The 17,744-nt window shown below is 48.2% G+C and carries 12 protein-coding genes; 5 read left to right on the forward strand and 7 right to left on the reverse strand.

Translation table 11 applies throughout. From position 1 onward, the window contains the following. Positions 1-67: 67 nt before the first annotated feature. Both AC2UZJ_RS06965 and AC2UZJ_RS06970 read left to right on the forward strand, forming a co-directional pair. Complete coding sequence (locus tag AC2UZJ_RS06965; protein WP_486949413.1) at positions 68-2,257, forward strand: hypothetical protein; 2,190 nt, start codon at positions 68-70, stop codon at positions 2,255-2,257. Beyond that, on the forward strand, positions 2,257-2,976 hold the full coding sequence (locus AC2UZJ_RS06970) for a hypothetical protein (RefSeq protein WP_486949414.1): 720 nt from the start codon (positions 2,257-2,259) through the stop codon (positions 2,974-2,976). The genes AC2UZJ_RS06965 and AC2UZJ_RS06970 overlap by 1 nt, the downstream gene beginning before the upstream one ends. 8 nt (positions 2,977-2,984) lie before the next feature. Here the strand turns inward: AC2UZJ_RS06970 and AC2UZJ_RS06975 are convergent, their stop codons facing one another. The 5 genes from AC2UZJ_RS06975 to AC2UZJ_RS06995 form a co-directional block, all read right to left on the reverse strand. Continuing rightward, positions 2,985-4,835, reverse strand: a complete 1,851-nt coding sequence (locus tag AC2UZJ_RS06975) for a rhamnan synthesis F family protein (RefSeq protein WP_486949415.1) — start codon at positions 4,833-4,835, stop codon at positions 2,985-2,987. 24 nt (positions 4,836-4,859) lie between these two features. Next, positions 4,860-5,522: a hypothetical protein gene (locus AC2UZJ_RS06980; protein ID WP_486949416.1), complete on the reverse strand. Its 663-nt coding sequence runs from the start codon at positions 5,520-5,522 to the stop codon at positions 4,860-4,862. A 3-nt stretch (positions 5,523-5,525) separates the two neighbouring features. Then, a complete protein-coding gene (locus AC2UZJ_RS06985; RefSeq protein WP_486949417.1) occupies positions 5,526-7,043 on the reverse strand; it encodes an autotransporter outer membrane beta-barrel domain-containing protein in 1,518 nt (505 codons plus the stop codon). Between the two features lie 43 nt (positions 7,044-7,086). Further along, the gene (locus AC2UZJ_RS06990) at positions 7,087-7,884 is read right to left on the reverse strand and encodes a SapC family protein (protein ID WP_486949418.1); all 798 of its coding nucleotides are present in this window, start codon (positions 7,882-7,884) and stop codon (positions 7,087-7,089) included. Positions 7,885-8,015: 131 nt separating this feature from the next. After that, positions 8,016-9,530, reverse strand: a complete 1,515-nt coding sequence (locus AC2UZJ_RS06995) for a hypothetical protein (RefSeq protein WP_486949419.1) — start codon at positions 9,528-9,530, stop codon at positions 8,016-8,018. 263 nt (positions 9,531-9,793) lie between these two features. Here AC2UZJ_RS06995 and AC2UZJ_RS07000 point away from each other — a divergent pair, with 263 nt between their 5' ends. Further along, positions 9,794-10,921 (forward strand): tyrosine-type recombinase/integrase, encoded by a 1,128-nt coding sequence (locus AC2UZJ_RS07000; RefSeq protein WP_486949548.1) that lies wholly within the window; start codon positions 9,794-9,796, stop codon positions 10,919-10,921. 24 nt (positions 10,922-10,945) lie between these two features. Here the strand turns inward: AC2UZJ_RS07000 and AC2UZJ_RS07005 are convergent, their stop codons facing one another. Continuing rightward, positions 10,946-11,131: a hypothetical protein gene (locus AC2UZJ_RS07005; RefSeq protein ID WP_486949420.1), complete on the reverse strand. Its 186-nt coding sequence runs from the start codon at positions 11,129-11,131 to the stop codon at positions 10,946-10,948. A 263-nt stretch (positions 11,132-11,394) separates the two neighbouring features. Between AC2UZJ_RS07005 and AC2UZJ_RS07010 the strand changes: the two genes are divergently transcribed. Both AC2UZJ_RS07010 and AC2UZJ_RS07015 read left to right on the forward strand, forming a co-directional pair. Beyond that, on the forward strand, positions 11,395-12,477 hold the full coding sequence (locus AC2UZJ_RS07010; protein WP_486949421.1) for a M10 family metallopeptidase C-terminal domain-containing protein: 1,083 nt from the start codon (positions 11,395-11,397) through the stop codon (positions 12,475-12,477). Positions 12,478-13,354: 877 nt separating this feature from the next. Further along, positions 13,355-14,668, forward strand: a complete 1,314-nt coding sequence (locus AC2UZJ_RS07015; protein WP_486949549.1) for a replication endonuclease — start codon at positions 13,355-13,357, stop codon at positions 14,666-14,668. A gap of 956 nt (positions 14,669-15,624) precedes the next feature. On the opposite strand, the gene AC2UZJ_RS07020 is transcribed toward AC2UZJ_RS07015, so the two are convergent. Further along, positions 15,625-17,394, reverse strand: coding sequence for a calcium-binding protein (locus tag AC2UZJ_RS07020; RefSeq protein ID WP_486949422.1), 1,770 nt, complete (start codon positions 17,392-17,394; stop codon positions 15,625-15,627). Positions 17,395-17,744: the final 350 nt, after the last annotated feature.

Below are 17,744 nucleotides of genomic sequence, written 5' to 3' on the forward strand. Positions count from 1 at the left end.
GCGTCTCTGTTAAATAGAGTGCTTTACACTACAATGCTATTTGTTATTTTAATTGGCTAGAGAAGTTATGGAAAACAAGGATAAAGCGTTACAGCAACAGCTCATAGAGCGCGATAAAAAAATTGCACAATTAAACTACTTACTTTCAGAGCGCGACAGACAGCTCACTGAGCTATCTGATGCCCTAGAAAGCGTACAAAGCTCCTTAAGTTGGAAGCTCAGTTATCCCGTGCGATTTGCAGAAAATCAAGGCTTGCGCCTTAAAGCGCTTTATAGAACGGTGAGACGCACCCTAGGTTTTGGCGGTGGCTTATGGGCCACCTGTAAAAAAATTGTACGCATCTTTTCTCAAGAAGGCGTACAAGGCATAGTGATGCGTATTAAACATATTAAACAGCATCATGAGCCCATCACCCCTAAGCGCCACGGTGAGGTAAATCTAGCCAATTATCACCTAACCGATGCCAATAAAAATACCAACATCGATTACCTAGCTGAAATGCGCGCCGTCACCCTTGAAGATTACGACGTTATTTCACTTGATGTGTTTGATACCGCGCTGATACGTCTTTTTGCCACGCCCGATGGCATTTTTAGCTACATAGAAGAACAGCACCAGCTGCCGCAGTTCAAAAAACGCCGCTTAGAAGCCGAAGCACAGGCGCGCGCGGTGCATAAAAACCAAAAAGACATTTCCATAGAGCAAATCTACCAGCAGCCGCAATTAAACGGCATAGACCCACAGCTAGAGATAGAAGCGGAGTTAGTGTTCTGTGTGGTGAACCCCATTATTTATGATCTGTACGCCCGAGCCAAAATACTGCAGAAAAAAATCTACTTTGTTTCCGATATGTATTTGAAAAAAGAGCAGATTGAGCAATTACTGCATAAGCAAGGCTATAAGGAGTACGACGTCCTGTATGTGTCTTCTGAAGACCACTTAATTAAAGGCGATGGCAGCCGCTTTGTGGCCTTAAAAGAGGAATTACCGGGGGAGAAAATATTACATATAGGGGATAACTATCTGGCCGACTATGAGTGGCCGAAAAGGCACGATATAGACGCTGAACATTACCCCTTACCCGCTTCTTTTTATGAAAAAGACACCTTAGTGGGCTCCTTATATGCGGGGTTAATGAGCACTCAGTCTACTGGCTTGTCTTTTTTACTGGGTATGTATAAACGCTGGAAATACGGTGATAAATCCAGTGGCTGGGGGCTATGGCGTGATATAGGCTTTTTATTTGGCGGGCCCTTGCTGTATTTGTTTGGCAATTATATACACCAACAAGCATTAAAAAAACCCAATACCCAGTTATGCTTTCTCGCGCGTGACGGTCTCATTATTAAAAAAGTCTATGATTTGCTGTTTAAAACCCCCGAGCAAGACAGCATTTATCTGCTCGCCTCTAGACGCGCCATGACCTTCCCCTTATTTGTGATGGATCAAAAGGCCTGTGAGCAAAGTGAGCTACTCAACATTTACTTCTCCACGCATAACGCTTCTAACGCCGATGAAGTGATTGAACGTCTGGCGTATACGGATTTCACAGCACTGCATAGTGACCTCAAAGCGTTAGAAAAAGACGGCGTCATAGAAAATGAAAAAGCCCTTAAATCGTGCTTATATAAACACTACGCTAGTTTGCACGCCAAAGCCCAAGACGAGCAACGCGGTTTATTGCAGTACTTAGAAAGCCAGCAGGTTTTAGATAGCAATAAAAACGGACTGGTAGTAGATGTGGGCTGGGTGGGCACCATACAAGACAGCCTAAACCAAATGCTGGCCACTACCGGCCACAGCAAACAGTTTGAGGGCTTGTATATAGGTGTGCTGCCTATAGCGGAAAACGCCAGCACAAAGCACGGCTTCTTATTCGATAAAGAAAATCAAGACAACTACTACAAGCTGGCGCCATTTAGAAACTTTATTGAACTCTTAACCGCCGCCCCCACCGCTGGTTTAGTGCGATTTAGTGATATCAGCCCCCACACGCTATTTGATGATGAGCCTAGCCCGCAAGAAAGCCACCGCATTGACATAGCGAAAGAAATACAACACGGCATTATGGACTTTGCCCACAGCATTAAAGCGCTGGACGCTGAGCAACTACCCCGTATTGACACCACGGATTTACTGTTTTTATTTGAGCTACTACAACAAAAAGCCTCACCGGCGGTCCAAGCGGCGCTGAGCCAGACCAAACATGCACGCCTACCCTCTAACGCCTTTACGCATTCTGTGATTGAGTTTTAATGATGATGAATTCACCTTTACGTATTATTTCTGTGTTTATCAATGAAAGTATGTTTAGAAACTTTTTCACCCATAACACAGGCCTATTGCACTACGACATAATTGGCATAGATAACAGAGAGCATAACCAAGGGCTGCCCACTTTATACAATCAGATGATTGATAAATACATTGATGAGGATTGCTGGCTCTTTTTTGTGCATGAGGATTTTGAAATCAAAGGCCCCTTGGATGCTGTTTTCGAGCTAGATCCCATGGCGGTGTATGGCACCTTTGGGGTGCGTATGCAAAAAAATGCGCCAGTGGGCATTGGTCAGCATACGTGTAGTGATAAAGACGGCAGTAATGCCGCGGTGGCCGGCATCAAGGTGGAGGCGCCAGAGCCAGTACAAAGCTTAGACTGCCAAAGCGTATTACTGCATACGTCATTGTTGCGTAAGCACCCCAGCTTACGGTTTGATGAGCCCTTACGCTTTGATTTGTATGCCGAAGATTTATGCCTGCATGCGGGCTGTGAGTTAGAAATCCCTATTTATGTGTTTCCACTGGATTTCCAGCACTACTCCCACGGCCGCATTACCGAGCGCTATTACAAAGGCTTAGACTACTTAAAAGAGAAATACCCCAATGACGTGATCCCCGGCTCTTGCTCTTTTGTAGGGGGGCGTGCCGCGGAAATGGATAAAATCTTTAAGTACGATATTCAAGCCAATAGATAAGAGGGATATTATCTGGAAACACCGGGCGTATAACTTACCCCGGTCTTTAACCCCACTAAACCCGCTGTCAGCCCAAAAAACCGCTCTAAGGCATGCACTATGGAGCCGTCTTGTACTAAGGGCTCAGCCGGGTAGTCTTGCCACTCTAGCCCTAGATTAACCAAGGGTGCTAAGGCCTCAGCACGAATCCAAAACATAGAGCCCACAGGGAACTTAAAGTAGTTTACCGGGAGTAACTCGGGGTCTAAACCCATGTGCTGCATTAAGAGCTGCGCATAGTCTTTATTCTCACCCCAATCAAGGATATTAGGATCATCGGGAAACACCACGCCCAGCGTAGGATCTTGCTGCATAGCCGCCACAATGGCATCGGCCATGGGTTTGCCCTCCGTGCCCAGCACATTAGCAAATAAAAACGTCTGCCACGCGGAAATAAAATCACGCTGCGGGTGAAACAGGCTTTGCTTGGTGTGCACATGGCCAATGATGTCGTAATCCGCGATTAGTTCGGCACCAAAACCGGTTAAAAACGCCCCTATATCACGCCCACTGTTCGGCACGCTGCGTATGGTGACCGCTGCGGGGTACTGCTCACAATGCTGCTGCGCGACCTCAATATCTGCCTCACTACGCACACTGATGTATAAATCCGGCACCACGGTATTAAAACCTAAGGCCGTTAACAGATCCGGCAGATTCTCTAAGTAATAAGCATGTATATGTAAGGCCACCCGCTCGGAAATCGGCTGACTTTGAGGGTTTGGTTCTATTACCGGCCAGGCCCAAGGGCCTTCAGGGCGCCCCCGCTGTAGGTAATCCACAGCCGGGTTAGTATTACCTAATTGCGGGTGGTGCTGCTCGTAGCAAGCCATATCCAAACCGGGCACCAGCTGCCTGGCTTCAAAACGTGAACGCCAACGCAACAGAAAATTCATCATTTGATGTTTTAAGGTGCTTTGGCTGTCCCAGTGCTGAAAACCTAAGAAAAAAGTCTTATCCAACGGCTTTTGCTGCAAATACTCCGCTTGCTTTAGGAGGTCTTCATATTGCTTTAACCAACTAGCCACCTGCTCTGGCCACCAGTATTCTATGCGCTCAGCCGGACTCACCATTTGCGCAAAATCAGCAAAAGGCAGCCATTTTTTCTCAAGGAAAAAATCCAAACTAAAGGTATTGGCGCACAACACCTGCATAGACCATAAAAAACTTTGCTGTATACGCCATTTGCTGTGCATGCCAGCCCAATGCAAATGTTTCATCTCACTAATGGGCTGATCCACGCACAACACCACCGGCACATAACATTGCGCCGCCGCCACCAAAGGAGCTTGCCACACAAAAGAATCCACTAAAATCAGACCTAAGGGTGACTCGGCCGCCAGTAATTCTTGAAATCGCTGCTCACAAAGCGCCACATCAAACTGTGCCGTGAGCAAGCGTTCTATGCGTGGGGTGGCTGATAACGGTTGATGGCTGCCTTCTAAACGCCACACCACCACATGATAAAAAGCAGACAACTGAGCGATGGTGTGAGTTAAGCCACCATTATCAATAATTAAGATGGTTTTTGCAGGGGGTTTTTTGTAAATAAAATCAGGCACCATAGCCTGCACCTTGTTGAGCAATTTGCGCTTTCTACTTTGAGGCAATGGCAGTGGCGGTGGCTCTCCCTCTTGCAAAACGCCTTCGCGCTCTTCCAGTGGCAAGGCCTGTAAGGCCTCGTGACGGTAAATGGCGATTTTATCTTCTAATTGCTCAACTTCTCTAGTCAGGGCATAGAGGTCTAGTTGTTGTTCTTGTTGTTTTTTTTCTGCCAGCTGACGGGCAGATTCGGCTAACTGCGGTAGGTTTTCATTCATGGTGAGTCACAGCGCGGCAAAGAGTTAATGCAATAACCCCAAATCCACACTGGTGGTGCTGGTTTCAGCGGGGTCGGCTAACCAGGGAATTGTAACAGGTAAATCCCAATGCGCTTCTTTGGCTTTGGCCGTAATGAGACGAATGAGCTGATGCAGGTGATCACGGTCTAAACGGATGGCAAATACTGGTTGATGCGCAGCAGGCGTGGTCATGGCTTTAGGCATGGGTAAGCCTTGAAAGGCCAAAAGCGCGTAGCGCGGGTAATTTTCTAAGCTCAGACGGGTAGCAATATACAAAGCTCGCTCTTCGGGTGTTTGCGGCGTTTGCGGCTCTGCTGTTTTGGCCTCTGGGCTGGCTTTCATTTGCGCTGCCGTTAAGGGGGCCGTATAAGAAGAAGTGCTGGCCGTTGTGCCTGCAGCTTCGGCGTCGGTGTGGCTTTTACTTTGCATGGCTTGCTGATGGTCTAGTTGCAGCAGTTCTAACCAATACTGCGCCGGCGTTTTGTCTAGCTGGCTGATGCGGTGTAATTGGTGCAGTAACTGCCGCAAGACCGTGAGGGTCATGCGGCGAGTAAGCAGTAACCAAACCACCTTGCCACTGCTATTGAGTGACCGCACTACTAAGCGGTCCTCAAGGGCGCTAAAGGCGATGGAGATTTGGTTACTTAAGGGATAGGTGGTAGACATTAATTACGCAAACTCAACCGTAGTACCACCCGTAATTTGTAGATCAGCCACATCTACCCCTGCTAGTTTGACTAAAGATACATCAGCCAAGTTGCCATCTTTATGGACCAAGACGTAAGAATCATTACCTACGCCAAACACATCACCATTAACTAAAGTCCCTGCAGCGCCTGTGACTAACTGCTCTAAGGTAGCATTGGCAGGTACTGAACCTGTGCCTGTAACAATGGCTGCTGCTGTAATACCAAGTACTTGATCCCCATTGCTGAAGTCCGTAATGGTATCCATTGCACTAATAGTACCGCCGGCCACTTTCACTTTAGTATCAGCCGTAGCCCCCATAGTAAAGGTGTCATTACCGCCACCGCCTACGAAGGTGTCAATGGCGCTGGTGGCCACTAAAGCATCACTGCCTGCGCCGCCATAAACGGTGAGGTTTTGCAAAGCGCCTAGGTTTGTGCCTAAGGTCAGGGAGCTAAAGCCACCGGTTAATTCACTGCCGTCAATGGTGAGCTGCGTGAGTGCTGTGGAGCCCGCACTACCTACAGTGACTGCCACGCCAGCCGCGGCACCATTATTTAAATCTACCAGTAAGCTATCGCCTTTGGCGTTATTAGCGTTTGCAGTCACGTTATTTACGGTATTGCCTAAACCCATTTTAAGGTGTTCAATGCCGTTGGTAGTAAAGGTGAGGTTATTGCTCGTGTTTACATTGAGAGCATCATTTTGACCGGATACTGCTGCCGCAGCAAACTGGGCATTTATGCTAGTAGTGCCTGCGACCTCAATATCTAAGAGCTGACTACTCTGGAAATTCGCCCAACCACTTTTACTTAACACCACTTTTTCAATATTTTGCAAATTCACCGCATTAGCCCCAACCCCTGTAGCCGTGGTGCCGCCTAGGGTGATGACATCATTGCCGCCTAAGCCATTTACGGTTTTATTGGCTAGGTTTGCATTGGTAGAGATAAAGTGATCATCAGCAACCGTACCGTATTCCACGCCATTAGCAAAAGTCGCGCCATTTAAGTCAATAGTGTGCTCTGCTACTACCAAGTTAGCAAAACTCGCATTTACACCCGGGCGGCCTTCGCTGTAGCCGTAGGATAAGAAATGCTGCTCTAAAAGCGCTCTTTCTGCGGCGCTAGGATTAGCGGGGTTGACGATGCCAAAGGCCGCTACTAGGTCTGGGTTTTGCTGAGCGTAAGTATTAGCGCTGAAGTTATTCGGTGCTAAGGCAGGATTTGGGTTAAATATACGCGCCTCATGCACACCGTAATGGTAGTAATGGTCTAAAGCCATCCCAGCAGTAATGCCATTAGCGCCTAAGTCTGGATTACTCGTTAAGTAAAAACTCGCATCAAACCAACTGTTCGGTGCGCGGCTGGCTACGGTTAAGCTCTCTTGAGCCCCATAGGCCACATAATGCGCCCATAGCTGAGCTGGCGTTTGTAAGCCGGCGGCGGCTAAATCGGGGTTTTTGGCTAAGTAAAGATTGGCGTTAAAAAAGGGATTCATATCTAGTCTCCTGTGTGCATATACACATAGTTATTGGTAAGAATTACACACCACCAAAGTTGATGGTGCTGTCTTGATTTAAGAACTCTAGATCTAACTCGCCCCCGGCATCGGACAAGGTCACGTGCGCTTGCTCTTCTTGGATACGCTGTGCGGCTTTTTGCGCCACGGTGGGTAAGTGCTGCATAGAAAACAGCTGGCAATACACCATGGGGAGCACGCCACTTGCACGCACCGCTAAGAAGTCTTCATCAGACAAGCTATTCAGGCGCTCTTCGTTGATACGAAATAAGCCGGTCACCTGATAGCTGCCGCCTTCCTCGTTTTCCACGGTAATTTCCCATGGCTCTAACAAGTCAAACTCTTTGAGTGCAGCCGCAAACTTATGCGTTTGTACGCGATTGGCTTCCACTTGCACCCAAAAATCAAAAATGCGCTTAAGCTCAGGGCTGAGCTCGTCTTCGTCATTAAAAAAAGGCTGCTCTTTATCGGGACCGACGAGCTCACTGGCTTCATTCACACAAAATAACTGCTCACCGTCTTCGGTGGGGGCAATTAAAAAGGGATAGCCGCGGTATTGGGCTGGCACATAGGCCTGCTGCCATAAACCATCAGCGCCCACAAAGGCGTTCGTATCGGCCGTTAGGCCTAGTACTGCCACGGGAATAAAATCCTCACCGCGCTGTATAAAAGCCAAGGGTAAATCAGACGCCGCCTTGGGCATCTCTGACATCACTACCGGGCAGACTGTGTCTTTGGCTGCAAAGGCATAAGAATCAAAATTAGCCCAACGTAATGCTTTGTGCTTGGACAAACTAACCGGAAAAATTGCAGTGGTCATGATTACCTTATTTTAATGAAATAGATAACCTTTATGCTAGCACAAATAGGGGATTTGGCGGATATAGGATTTAGGGGGGAGGTATTAGATCGGGCAAGGCCCGACCTCTACGGGGGGAATTGGCAATGACCTTATGCTGCCGCTACTCCCACCAATCCACCACCTTCTTTAATGGCCAAATCTTCTACCTTCACGCCCACCAATTTCACCAATTGCACTTTAGCGAGGTCGGGGTTTTGGTGGAGGAGGAGGTAGCTGTCTGGCCCGAAGGTGAAGACGTGGCCGGTGGTGAGGCCGGTGGTGCCGGTGACGAGGTCTTCGAGGGTGGCGCTGGCGGGGGTGAGGCCGGTGGTTTGGGTGAGGGTGAGTTGGGGCAGGCTGGTGAGTAGGGTGTCTGCGGTGCTGAAGTTGAGGATGGTGTCTACGGCGCTGATTTTGTTATTAGTGATTTGAATGGCGGCGTGGTTGGCTTGGGTGAAGCTAAAGGTATCGACGGCGTTGCCGCCTATGAAGGTGTCTATGGCTTGGCTGGCGGTGAAGGTGTTTGCCGCGCTGGTGCTGCCTTTGATGGTGAGGTTTTTTACATTATTTAATTCACCAAAGGCGTTAATGCTTAAGGTGCCGGCTAAGGCGGAGCCGTCTATGAACAAGTGCGTTAAGGCCACTGAGCCTTGGTTTTCTAGAGCGCCCAGCTCAAAACCCGTTTTAGCACCGCCCTGTAACTGCACGCTAAAAGTTGAACCCTTGGTCTTATCTACTTGTAGTAGCGCCATGCTAGTGACGTGTTCGGCCATGTTTACAGTGATTTTTTGATAGCCATTGGTGATGAGGCTGGCGCCTTGGGCTTGATTGTTTATATGCAGCTCACCCAACCCTGCTGCCACCGCCTCTGGCGTAAAATCCACCTGCACTTGACTGGCCTTTTGCCCTAGGGTGATTTGTTTGATGGAGTGCTCAGAGCCAAAGTGCACGCTGTCAGCATTCGTGATTTCTACCTTTTCAATGCTGCGTAAGCGCACATGCTCTACCACGTCAGCCCCCTTAAACACCACCGTATCCTCACCCCCTAAGCCATTAATCACATTCTCCTGCCCTTCCCACCCACTGGCATCAAAGCCATCTACCATAAAGCGGTCATTCATCACCGTGCCCATTTGCACCCCACCCCCAAACTGTGGCAGCTGCACATGAATCACATTATCCCCCTGCACCACCTCCGCCAAACCCCCCGCCCCTGGTCGGTTTTCTGCGTAGCCAAAACTGAGGTAATGCTTTAATAACTGCGTTTTTTCCGTCCCTAACGCCAACACCACATCCTCATTCTCCTCCGCATACCTCTGCGCATCAAACCGCCCCACCCGCAAGGTCTCACTAAACTCCCGCCCTTCGTGTATGCCGTACTCATAATAATGCGCCAGTGCTTCTACCGCACTAAAACCGGCGCTGTTTAGGTCTGGGTTGTCTGTAAGGTAATAATACGCATCAAACCACGCATTCGGCTTCCGCTCTTCACTGGCGCCGTATTCTACATAATGCTGCCAGAGTTCGGCGCCGTTGTTTGTGGTGGTGAGGCCGGCGATGATGAGGTCGCGGTGGGTGGCGAGGTAGTAAGTGGGGTTAAAGAAGGGGTTGATTGTTGTTGTCATTTTTTGTCTCTTTGTTTTGATTTAATTTGATTTGTAAGAAAATTTTTCTAATATTAAGAGGGTATGTGCTTGTTATCTATTAGGGTTTATCACCTGCTATTTTTAGTAGGTGGTAGGGGTTGACTTTTTGAAGCTTTACACATCCAAAAGTCAAAGAATCTTAATAACATCAAGGATTGGCTATGACCGCCATTTACATTACCGAAACAACAGCTCGTGAAGTCGTCGTTCCCGCGAAATTTAAGTCTATTCGAGTGCCTGATATGGAGTTACCCGGCTTCGCCATTCAGAAAACACAAACGGGTAATACCACCTACATTGTTCGGTACCGCAATGCGGAGGGTAAAGAGCGTCAAGAAAAAATCGGCAAAGTGGGGCAAATTTCTCACCAAGCCGCTCGTGCCATGGCCCGTGTGATGCTCAAACAAATAGAGGAAGATAAAGGCGGTAGTGCGATGCATACCCACGGCGCATTGGCTCCCCTCATGAATGATTTTTTCTATCAGACGTTTTTACAACGGGTACGGCTCGAATCCCGTTCGTACCAAACCCACGAGGCCCTGTTTCGCAACCACATTGCCCCTGTTTTTGGTAAAAGTCGTTTGACGGATATAGAGGAAGAGGACGTGGTTCGGTTTGCGAACCAGTTGAAAGCTAAGGTGGTGGCCGCGGGCCGTTGGAAAAAACAAGCAGACCGCACCTTAGCCGATGGCACAGTGAAGCGAATATTGGTGCTTTTGCGTCATATCTTCAACACCGCCATTGGCTTACCCCGCACCCGCGTTCACGAGAATCCCACCAAAGGCGTCAAACTCACCACCGAGCGCCATATCGTCGGGCTCTTTCTCACGTCTGAGGAGCTAAAAGCCATCCTCAACGCCGCCGAGCGTTCTGAGAATACGGACTTAGCGGATATGCTGCGGGTGCTGATGGGCACCGGGCTGCGCCGCAGTAACGTTTTCCGTATGAAATGGCAATGGTTTAATGAGCAACGCGGTACGCTTACTATTCCCGCTGAAGAGGACAAAGGAAAAAAGGGAATGGTTTTGCCGCTCTCTGAGGGTGTAAAAACGCTTCTCACCGTTCGGCGGAAAACAGCCACAAGCGCTGAGTGGGTTTTCCCCAACCCAAAAACAGGCAAGCCCTACCATTCCTGCCGTAACGCCTGGGTCACCATACGCAACCTCGCCGGTCTACCCACCTTACGTATCCATGACTTGCGTCACACCTACGCTTCGATGATGTTGGAGTCTGGTTCAAATCTGATTGATGTGCAGCAAGCCTTAGGTCATGCGAGTTTGACGACGACTCAGGTTTATACTCATGTGAGTCCGAGTCGTAGGCAGGAGCGAGCTGATATCACGGCCAGCGCTCTTGGCATCTTCGCCTAAAATGATAAAAGCTCCCTAGTCTGATTAGGGATAGTAATCCTTAGCGTTTGGTCTTTTTTTGTTAATCAAATCTGCAACCATCGTGGTGGCTGGCGTCTTTTGGGCAAGCTGCCACGCAATGACTTGTTTAATAGCCACAGCGGTAGTTTCTTCCAAAACCCCTTGTTCTTTTAAGAAGTCGTCAAAGTTACTGCCTATATGTGCGTTCATGCTGGGCTCCATTTCTGAGTGAACGGTGATTAGTCTAGGGTTTATGGCTATGCGGCTAAGGTCTAAACCGTTTGAAATAAGGTTTTGTAAAAAGGTTCCTTTTCTATATAGCCATACTAGTGTAGAGGATTTCAAATTGTCTGGGTTTATATTAGTTAAATCAAAGAGTTAAGGGAGGTGATATTAGACCGCTCACTACAGATATCGACACAATCAATGGTACTTCTGGCGATGATACTTTTATTGCGTTTGCAGCAAGCTCATTGAACACGGGTGACGTATTAAACGGTAAGGGTGGCAATAACGTCCTAGAGATTTTCAATGGTGGTATTAATGGTCTTAATAATGCCCCAACCCTCAGCAATATCCAAACCATCAATAACGCGGATACTGCAGCGCTAGACCTAGCCAACGCAACCGGTGTTAAGCAGATTAACACCACGGGTGCTACTGGTACTTACACGAACGCTGACTTGTCCACGGTATTTGGTGTTAAGGGCGCGGTAGGTGCTGTTACTGTAGGCTATGCAGATGTGGCTGGTGCCAATGACGTTGCCAATTTTGCGGTAGCTAGCAATGGCGCAGTTGCTGGTACTCTTACAGTGATGGGTGGTGTCGGTATCGAAGGCGTAGTAATCAACGCCACAGGCACAGCTAACACGGCTAATGTAGATGCTCTTACAGCCTTAAAATCCATTGAGGTAACAGGTGAAGGGAACGTAACAGTTTCTAGCGCTGCTTCTTTAGGAACGCTTACCTCCTTCGACGCAAGCGCTGCTACAGGTAACGTGAGTTTCACATCCGGTATACTTACAAGCGCTGTAGTAACGGTTAAAGGCGGTTCAGGTAACGACACATTGGATTTCGTTTCAGCTACAGGCAAAGTGGTTGTTGACGGCGGTGCCGGTAACGATACCATTAAAGTGGGTACTGGTGGTTCCACGATTACTGGTGGTACCGGTGCTGATACCATTACCCTAGGTACTGGTGAAGATACCCTCGTTTATACCGCCCGCACGGATTCAATTGCGACCGCTTTTGACTCCATTACGAACTTTACCTCTACTACCGACAAAATTGATTTGTCTGCCTTGAACCTTGCAGGTGACGCTGGTGTAACGACAGTTACTGGAGCAAACTTGAATGCAATTTTAGGAACTGGCGCTGATAATTTATTTGTATCGGCTGGTACTACAAATGCGGTTGCTTTCTTAGATGATGGCACTAACACAGGTGTGTTTGTTGATACGAACGGTGACGGTAACTTCAACTCAGCTGATGATATGTTCATTCAGTTGGTTGGTACAAGTTTGACGTTAGATGCAGATGACTTCATCTTTGCTTAATCTATAAGCTAAAACAGAAGTAACCTGCTACACGTTTAATCGCGTTTAGTAAACAAGAAGCCCGATATCGCGAGATGTTGGGCTTCTTGCTTTTGTTTGAGTGGGTTGGTTTGCTTTTGTGGTGGCGTGTCTGCCGCCTCAAAAGCTACGGCGAAATCCCGCCATTCCTAACTCCCCAGATTGAACCAACAGAAACGGGGTTTTGCGGTTATCTTGCGCAGCAAGATCACCGCGGGCTTGCCCGGGGTGAGTCTTGCCGCCCTGTTAGCAATAGGCCATTTAAATTCAGTGCCTATACCTACCATGACGTTTGGAATACGCCATAAATGAAAGTGTGTCTAGTAAAAGGGGGTTGGTTTAGTAAATGGCCGTCATGCTCCCTTTATAGCGCCTAACTTCGGTTGGGCGTTTTTTTGTGCCTGGTAGGCTTGTTTTAAGACCAGAACTGATTTGGAAGAAAAACCCTCCGTTGCTCCGAGTGCATGGTAAAGACCGAGTCACCCACCGACGCGTCAATGACCTCCCTCGCTAAAACAAAGTCCGTGACGCGGCGCCCGCAGGGTGCTGCGACAAGGACGCCAGTGAACTTGGATAACTAGGTTAAGTTTTCCGGGCACTGCTTTTTTTTGGCAGATTTTAAGGCCGAAAAAAAGGTTCGGGCTGCGATTTCTCGATAATACTCATTGAAATCGAAGCCAATTGCTTAACAAGAAATTAAAACACCACTCCCTTTACTCAGAAACTCTGAAATAACGGAAACGACTGAGTCCTTAACGAAAATGACCCACCACAAAGCCCCTCACGAGCTAAGCAGGTAAGGGTAAGGGGTGAGTCTTAAAAAATCGAAGTAGGGTTAGTAGTCTTTGGGCGTCTTGCCATTCAGGGCCACGAGGAGCTCGGCGAGCGTTGGCAATCCATTAACCGTGATTTACACGCCGCGAACATCGGCATCTCTGGCTTGCGCGTGGTGGAAGCCCACATGGACAGCTGCCCACACTGGCACATCTGGCTGTTGGCTCGCGCCGATGCCATTGCCTTAATTCAGCAAACGATAATGAAGTATTTTGGTAATAAGCTCAAGGTCTCTGACCCAAGGCAGGCTCTTGAGGCGGACAAAGTCCGTTTCTACGATAACCGCAGTGACTTAGTGGCCGAAAGCCCTCGCCCCGCCACCTACGCGAAGGAAGGCGCCCAAGTCGACTGGCGCTGTATTGACCGCTCGCTTTCCAATGGCTCAAGTTACGTGATGAAATACCTCTTTAAAGCCTTGAAGAGCAATGAACTCGTTGCCTCAGAGGAAGACGACCTCTCTGATTCGGACCGTAAAGCGCAGAAAGACGAAGCCCAAGGCCTAGCCGCGTACCGTTGGCTCTGGCGCATCAATGCCAGCCAGCTTTTTGGCGTGGCAAGGTGCCTGACCGCTTGGGACGAGCTACGTAGGCTGCAATCGCCGCCCGAAAGCCCAGAACTGAAAATGCTCTGGATTTACGCCCGTGGCTCAGATAAGAGGGGTTATCTCAGAAATACCCGAGGAAATCCAAAAGCGTTCTTACTTGCCGTGGGAGGCTTAGCGGCCTGCAAAGAGCCCAAGACCCCGTCCACGGACGAAACGCTCGTGCTAGGCCGAATGACCGAGGCCGGTATCAACGAGTACAACGAAGGCACCAAGCGTACCGTGGGAATTACGATTAAGCGTCGTGCCCGAGTGCAAGTCGAAATGCCGCGCACCGATAAAAAGACCGGCAAAACTCGGATGGTAAAACGGTGGCGTTATGTGTCAACGGTCATCGAGGAAGTAATGACCCGAATTGAGAAATGGGAATTCGTTCCGATGACCGAAGAGCAGCAGAAAGAAAGACGTCAACAGACACTGGAAGAAGAAAGGAAGCTGCGGGAAGCCAAGGTAAGTAAACTCAAGGCCAGAACCAAGCCCCGTGGCAAAAAAGCGCCGACTAGCGCCTCTGCCCCGACGATTCTCGTTCCCAGCGACTCCGCCGAAAAAACCGAATTGGGCATCGAGGTAAAAGTAGAAGAGGAAGCTCCCCGTCACATCGACAGCGATTTTATTTCTAGCACCGAGGTAAACGAAGCACCGCCCGCTCTACCGCAAGGCCTTAGCATTGAACAGGCGGAAATGGACATGCTGATACAGCAAAGCCTTAGCTCAGAAGAAAGCGTCTTTTACTACTAACTCTCCCTTCGATTTTTTAAGACTCACCCCTTACCCTTACCTGCTTAGCTCGTGAGGGACTTTGCGGTGGGTCATTTTCGTTAAGGACTCAGTCGTTTTCGTTATTCCCAGGTTTCTGAGTAAAGGGAGTGGCATTTTAATTTCTTGTTAAGCAATTGGCTTCGATTTCAATGGGTGTTACCGAGAAATCGCAGCCCGAACCTTTTTTTCGGCCTTAAAATCTGCCAAAAAAAAGCAGCGCCCGGAAAACTTAACCTAGTTATCCAAGTTCACTGGCGTCCGTGTCGCAGCACCCTGCGGGCGCCGCGTCACGGACTTCGTTTTAGCGAGGGAGGTCATTGACGCGCCGGTGGGTGAATGGGTCTTTACCATGCACCCGGAGCAACGGAGGGTTTTTCTTCCAAATCAGTTCTGGTCTTGAAACGGAAGCACCAGGCACAAAAAAGCGCCCAACCGAAGTTAGGCGCTAGAAAGGGGGCATGACGGTCATTTACTAAACCAACCCCCTTTTACTAGACACACTTTCATTTATGGAGCTATTCAGGCTTCATGGTATGTATAGGCACTGAATTAAAACCGCTTATTGTTGAAAGCTGACGTGTTAACAGGATTTTGAAAGCGCGACAAGCATCACCCCGGGCAAGCCCGCGGTGATCTTGCTGCGCAAGATAACCGCAAAACCCCGCTTCTGTTGGTTCGTCCAATAGAAACTGCCACGATGGGCGCGTTGTGACTATTCACTCTTAATTGCAGCCCTCAGGTTTGCGCAGCTTTTGTGGCGCGCTCACGCAAACACCAAAAAAAGAAAAACGCCCGACCGAAGTCAGGCGTTTTATTGCGCGTCTAGCTAGTAAAAATACAGTAGCTTTTTAATTCTGCCTAGAACGTTATGTTGTTTATACAAAGTAACGCACAACTACCGTAACAATACTAAATATACTACTTAACTAACTCGATTAGGCAAAGTTAGCAGCACTGAATGCATCAAAAGTGGCTCCAGTGACGTTATCCACTTGACCTACTAATGACAATGAAACAGCAGCACCATTAGCATCAGTTGTTAGGTAGTACACATCAGCATTTGTAGCAGATGCAGTTAAGTTTTCATAAACAAAGGCAACTTTAGCATCTGCATCAAACGCGAGGCTACCTGCAGTAATCGCTGCATTCATTTCACTTAAAGACACGATTTCATCAGAGTCTGCGTCTAAAACACCGGCACTGTTTTTCAGTGTTACAACGTTATATCCTGACAAGTTGGCATTAGCAGTATATTCTGCAGCAGTAACTGCTTCAAAGGATACACCAGCACCTAGAAAATTAGAGAAGTCAAGAACATCCCCACCTGTCGCAATTGCACCGGTCTGAAAACCATAGATGGTATCAACACCATTGGCAGTGGCAGTAGCTTCAAATACAACTGTGTCGCTATCTGTACCACCCGCAGCAGCAGTGTCAGCCAAAATATTAGTCAAAGTAAGAGCTTCGGTTGCGCCTACAGCGGCGTTTAAAGCAATATTATCATTGCCTGCACCACCTATTAGAATATCATTGCCTGCGCCGCCAGTAATATTATCATTACCTGCGCCACCATCAATAGTATCGTTACCTGTGCCGCCAGCAATCGTGTCACTTCCAGCGCCACCGTTGAGCACGTCATTACCGGCTCCACCATTGATGAAGTCATTACCGGCTCCACCATTGATTGTGTCTGCACCATTTGCACCAGTCAATGTATCACCACCGCTACCACCGGTAATTGAAAGCGCCGCTGTGCTAGTTGAACTAGTGAAGTTTACTGTCACGCCGTTCACTGCACTAGTCATGCCTGACGCATCAACTGTAGTGATACCGCTTGCTTGAATACCATTTGTGGTAATTGCTGCTGCGGACGCACCTTCAATTGTTAGGTTTTTAGCGCCTGTAACATTTGTAAAATCCAGAGCACCTGAAGCTGTGTTAGCGCCAACAGTAACATCGATATTCTCGATATTAGCGATAGTAGCAGCACCCATTGCAGCACCTGCTCCTAACGTAATATTTAAAGTGTCGTTGTCAGTCGTGCTGCCATCAAGCAAAGTATCACCTGCACCCAACGTCAAGTTCGTCGCATTTACAACTTCGTCCTGACCGGTGAACTTGAAATCTATACCAGGCAGGGCAACACCACCGATAAGACTTACGGCACCTGTTGTATCGGCAAAGTCGGTACCATTAGTGAGCGTGAAAGTATCACCTTGGTTTACATCAGGCTGAGCAACTACTGTAGGAGCAGCAGGACGGCTCTCGTTGTAACCGTATGTGTAGAACTGAAGAGTCAAATCATTTTTCTGAGTATCAGTTAACTCAGTAGCATCTTCTTCAATACCAAAAGCAGTTAGCAAATCAGGGTTTGCTTTAGCGTATGCTAATAAACCAGCTTCAGTAATAGGATTAGCGGCAACAGCTGCATCAGGAGCACGACCTTCAATAGCACCGTATGTTAGGAAGTGATCTAGAGCTGTTTCAGGAGTTACGCCACCGGCGATTAGATCAGTATTCTGTGTTAAGTAGTACTTAGCATCGAACCATGGGTTTGGTGCACGAACGAAACCACCAGCAACATAAGCTTCGTCAGCGCCGAACTGCGTGTAGTGATCATAAGCAGTATCAACTGTATAACCAGCAGCAAAAACGTCAGGGTTCTGTGTTAAATAGTAAACTGCATTAAATAATGGATTAGCCATTGTATTTCTTTCCTTTGTGTTACGGGATTACACCCATCGATGGATGTTGCTGAAAGCATCTCTGAGCCGAGTATTTAAATGACGCGCGTCTTAATATCGGCGCCAGGCATTCAGTAACAATGTTGGCAAGCATAAGCTAAAGCAAGACCGCCTGTCAAACGAAGACAGTTTAAATAAGCAACACCTATGCCTAAACTCAACAACTCACTTAGAACCATATCGCAAAAAAAAATCCACCGCCACGAAAAAAGTATTAACAAAGGAAAAGAACACCTAAAGCCCGTAGGTCCGTTGTTAATATACAACAATCTCAGCAAAGCCACAAAAACACACAACCGTGCAAAGCCACC

This window comes from Paenalcaligenes sp. DL 309 (assembly GCF_057475285.1).

Excerpts from the sequence above, each read along its gene's own strand:
- AC2UZJ_RS06995 (WP_486949419.1), bottom strand. The coding sequence starts at position 9,530 with ATGACAACAACAATCAACCCCTTCTTTAACCCCACTTACTACCTCGCC.
- AC2UZJ_RS07005 (WP_486949420.1), bottom strand. The coding sequence starts at position 11,131 with ATGAACGCACATATAGGCAGTAACTTTGACGACTTCTTAAAAGAACAA.
- AC2UZJ_RS06990 (WP_486949418.1), bottom strand. The coding sequence starts at position 7,884 with ATGACCACTGCAATTTTTCCGGTTAGTTTGTCCAAGCACAAAGCATTA.
- AC2UZJ_RS06965 (WP_486949413.1), top strand. The coding sequence starts at position 68 with ATGGAAAACAAGGATAAAGCGTTACAGCAACAGCTCATAGAGCGCGAT.
- AC2UZJ_RS06980 (WP_486949416.1), bottom strand. The coding sequence starts at position 5,522 with ATGTCTACCACCTATCCCTTAAGTAACCAAATCTCCATCGCCTTTAGC.
- AC2UZJ_RS06975 (WP_486949415.1), bottom strand. The coding sequence starts at position 4,835 with ATGAATGAAAACCTACCGCAGTTAGCCGAATCTGCCCGTCAGCTGGCA.
- AC2UZJ_RS06985 (WP_486949417.1), bottom strand. The coding sequence starts at position 7,043 with ATGAATCCCTTTTTTAACGCCAATCTTTACTTAGCCAAAAACCCCGAT.
- AC2UZJ_RS07000 (WP_486949548.1), top strand. The coding sequence starts at position 9,794 with ATGGAGTTACCCGGCTTCGCCATTCAGAAAACACAAACGGGTAATACC.
- AC2UZJ_RS06970 (WP_486949414.1), top strand. The coding sequence starts at position 2,257 with ATGATGATGAATTCACCTTTACGTATTATTTCTGTGTTTATCAATGAA.
- AC2UZJ_RS07020 (WP_486949422.1), bottom strand. The coding sequence starts at position 17,394 with ATGGCTAATCCATTATTTAATGCAGTTTACTATTTAACACAGAACCCT.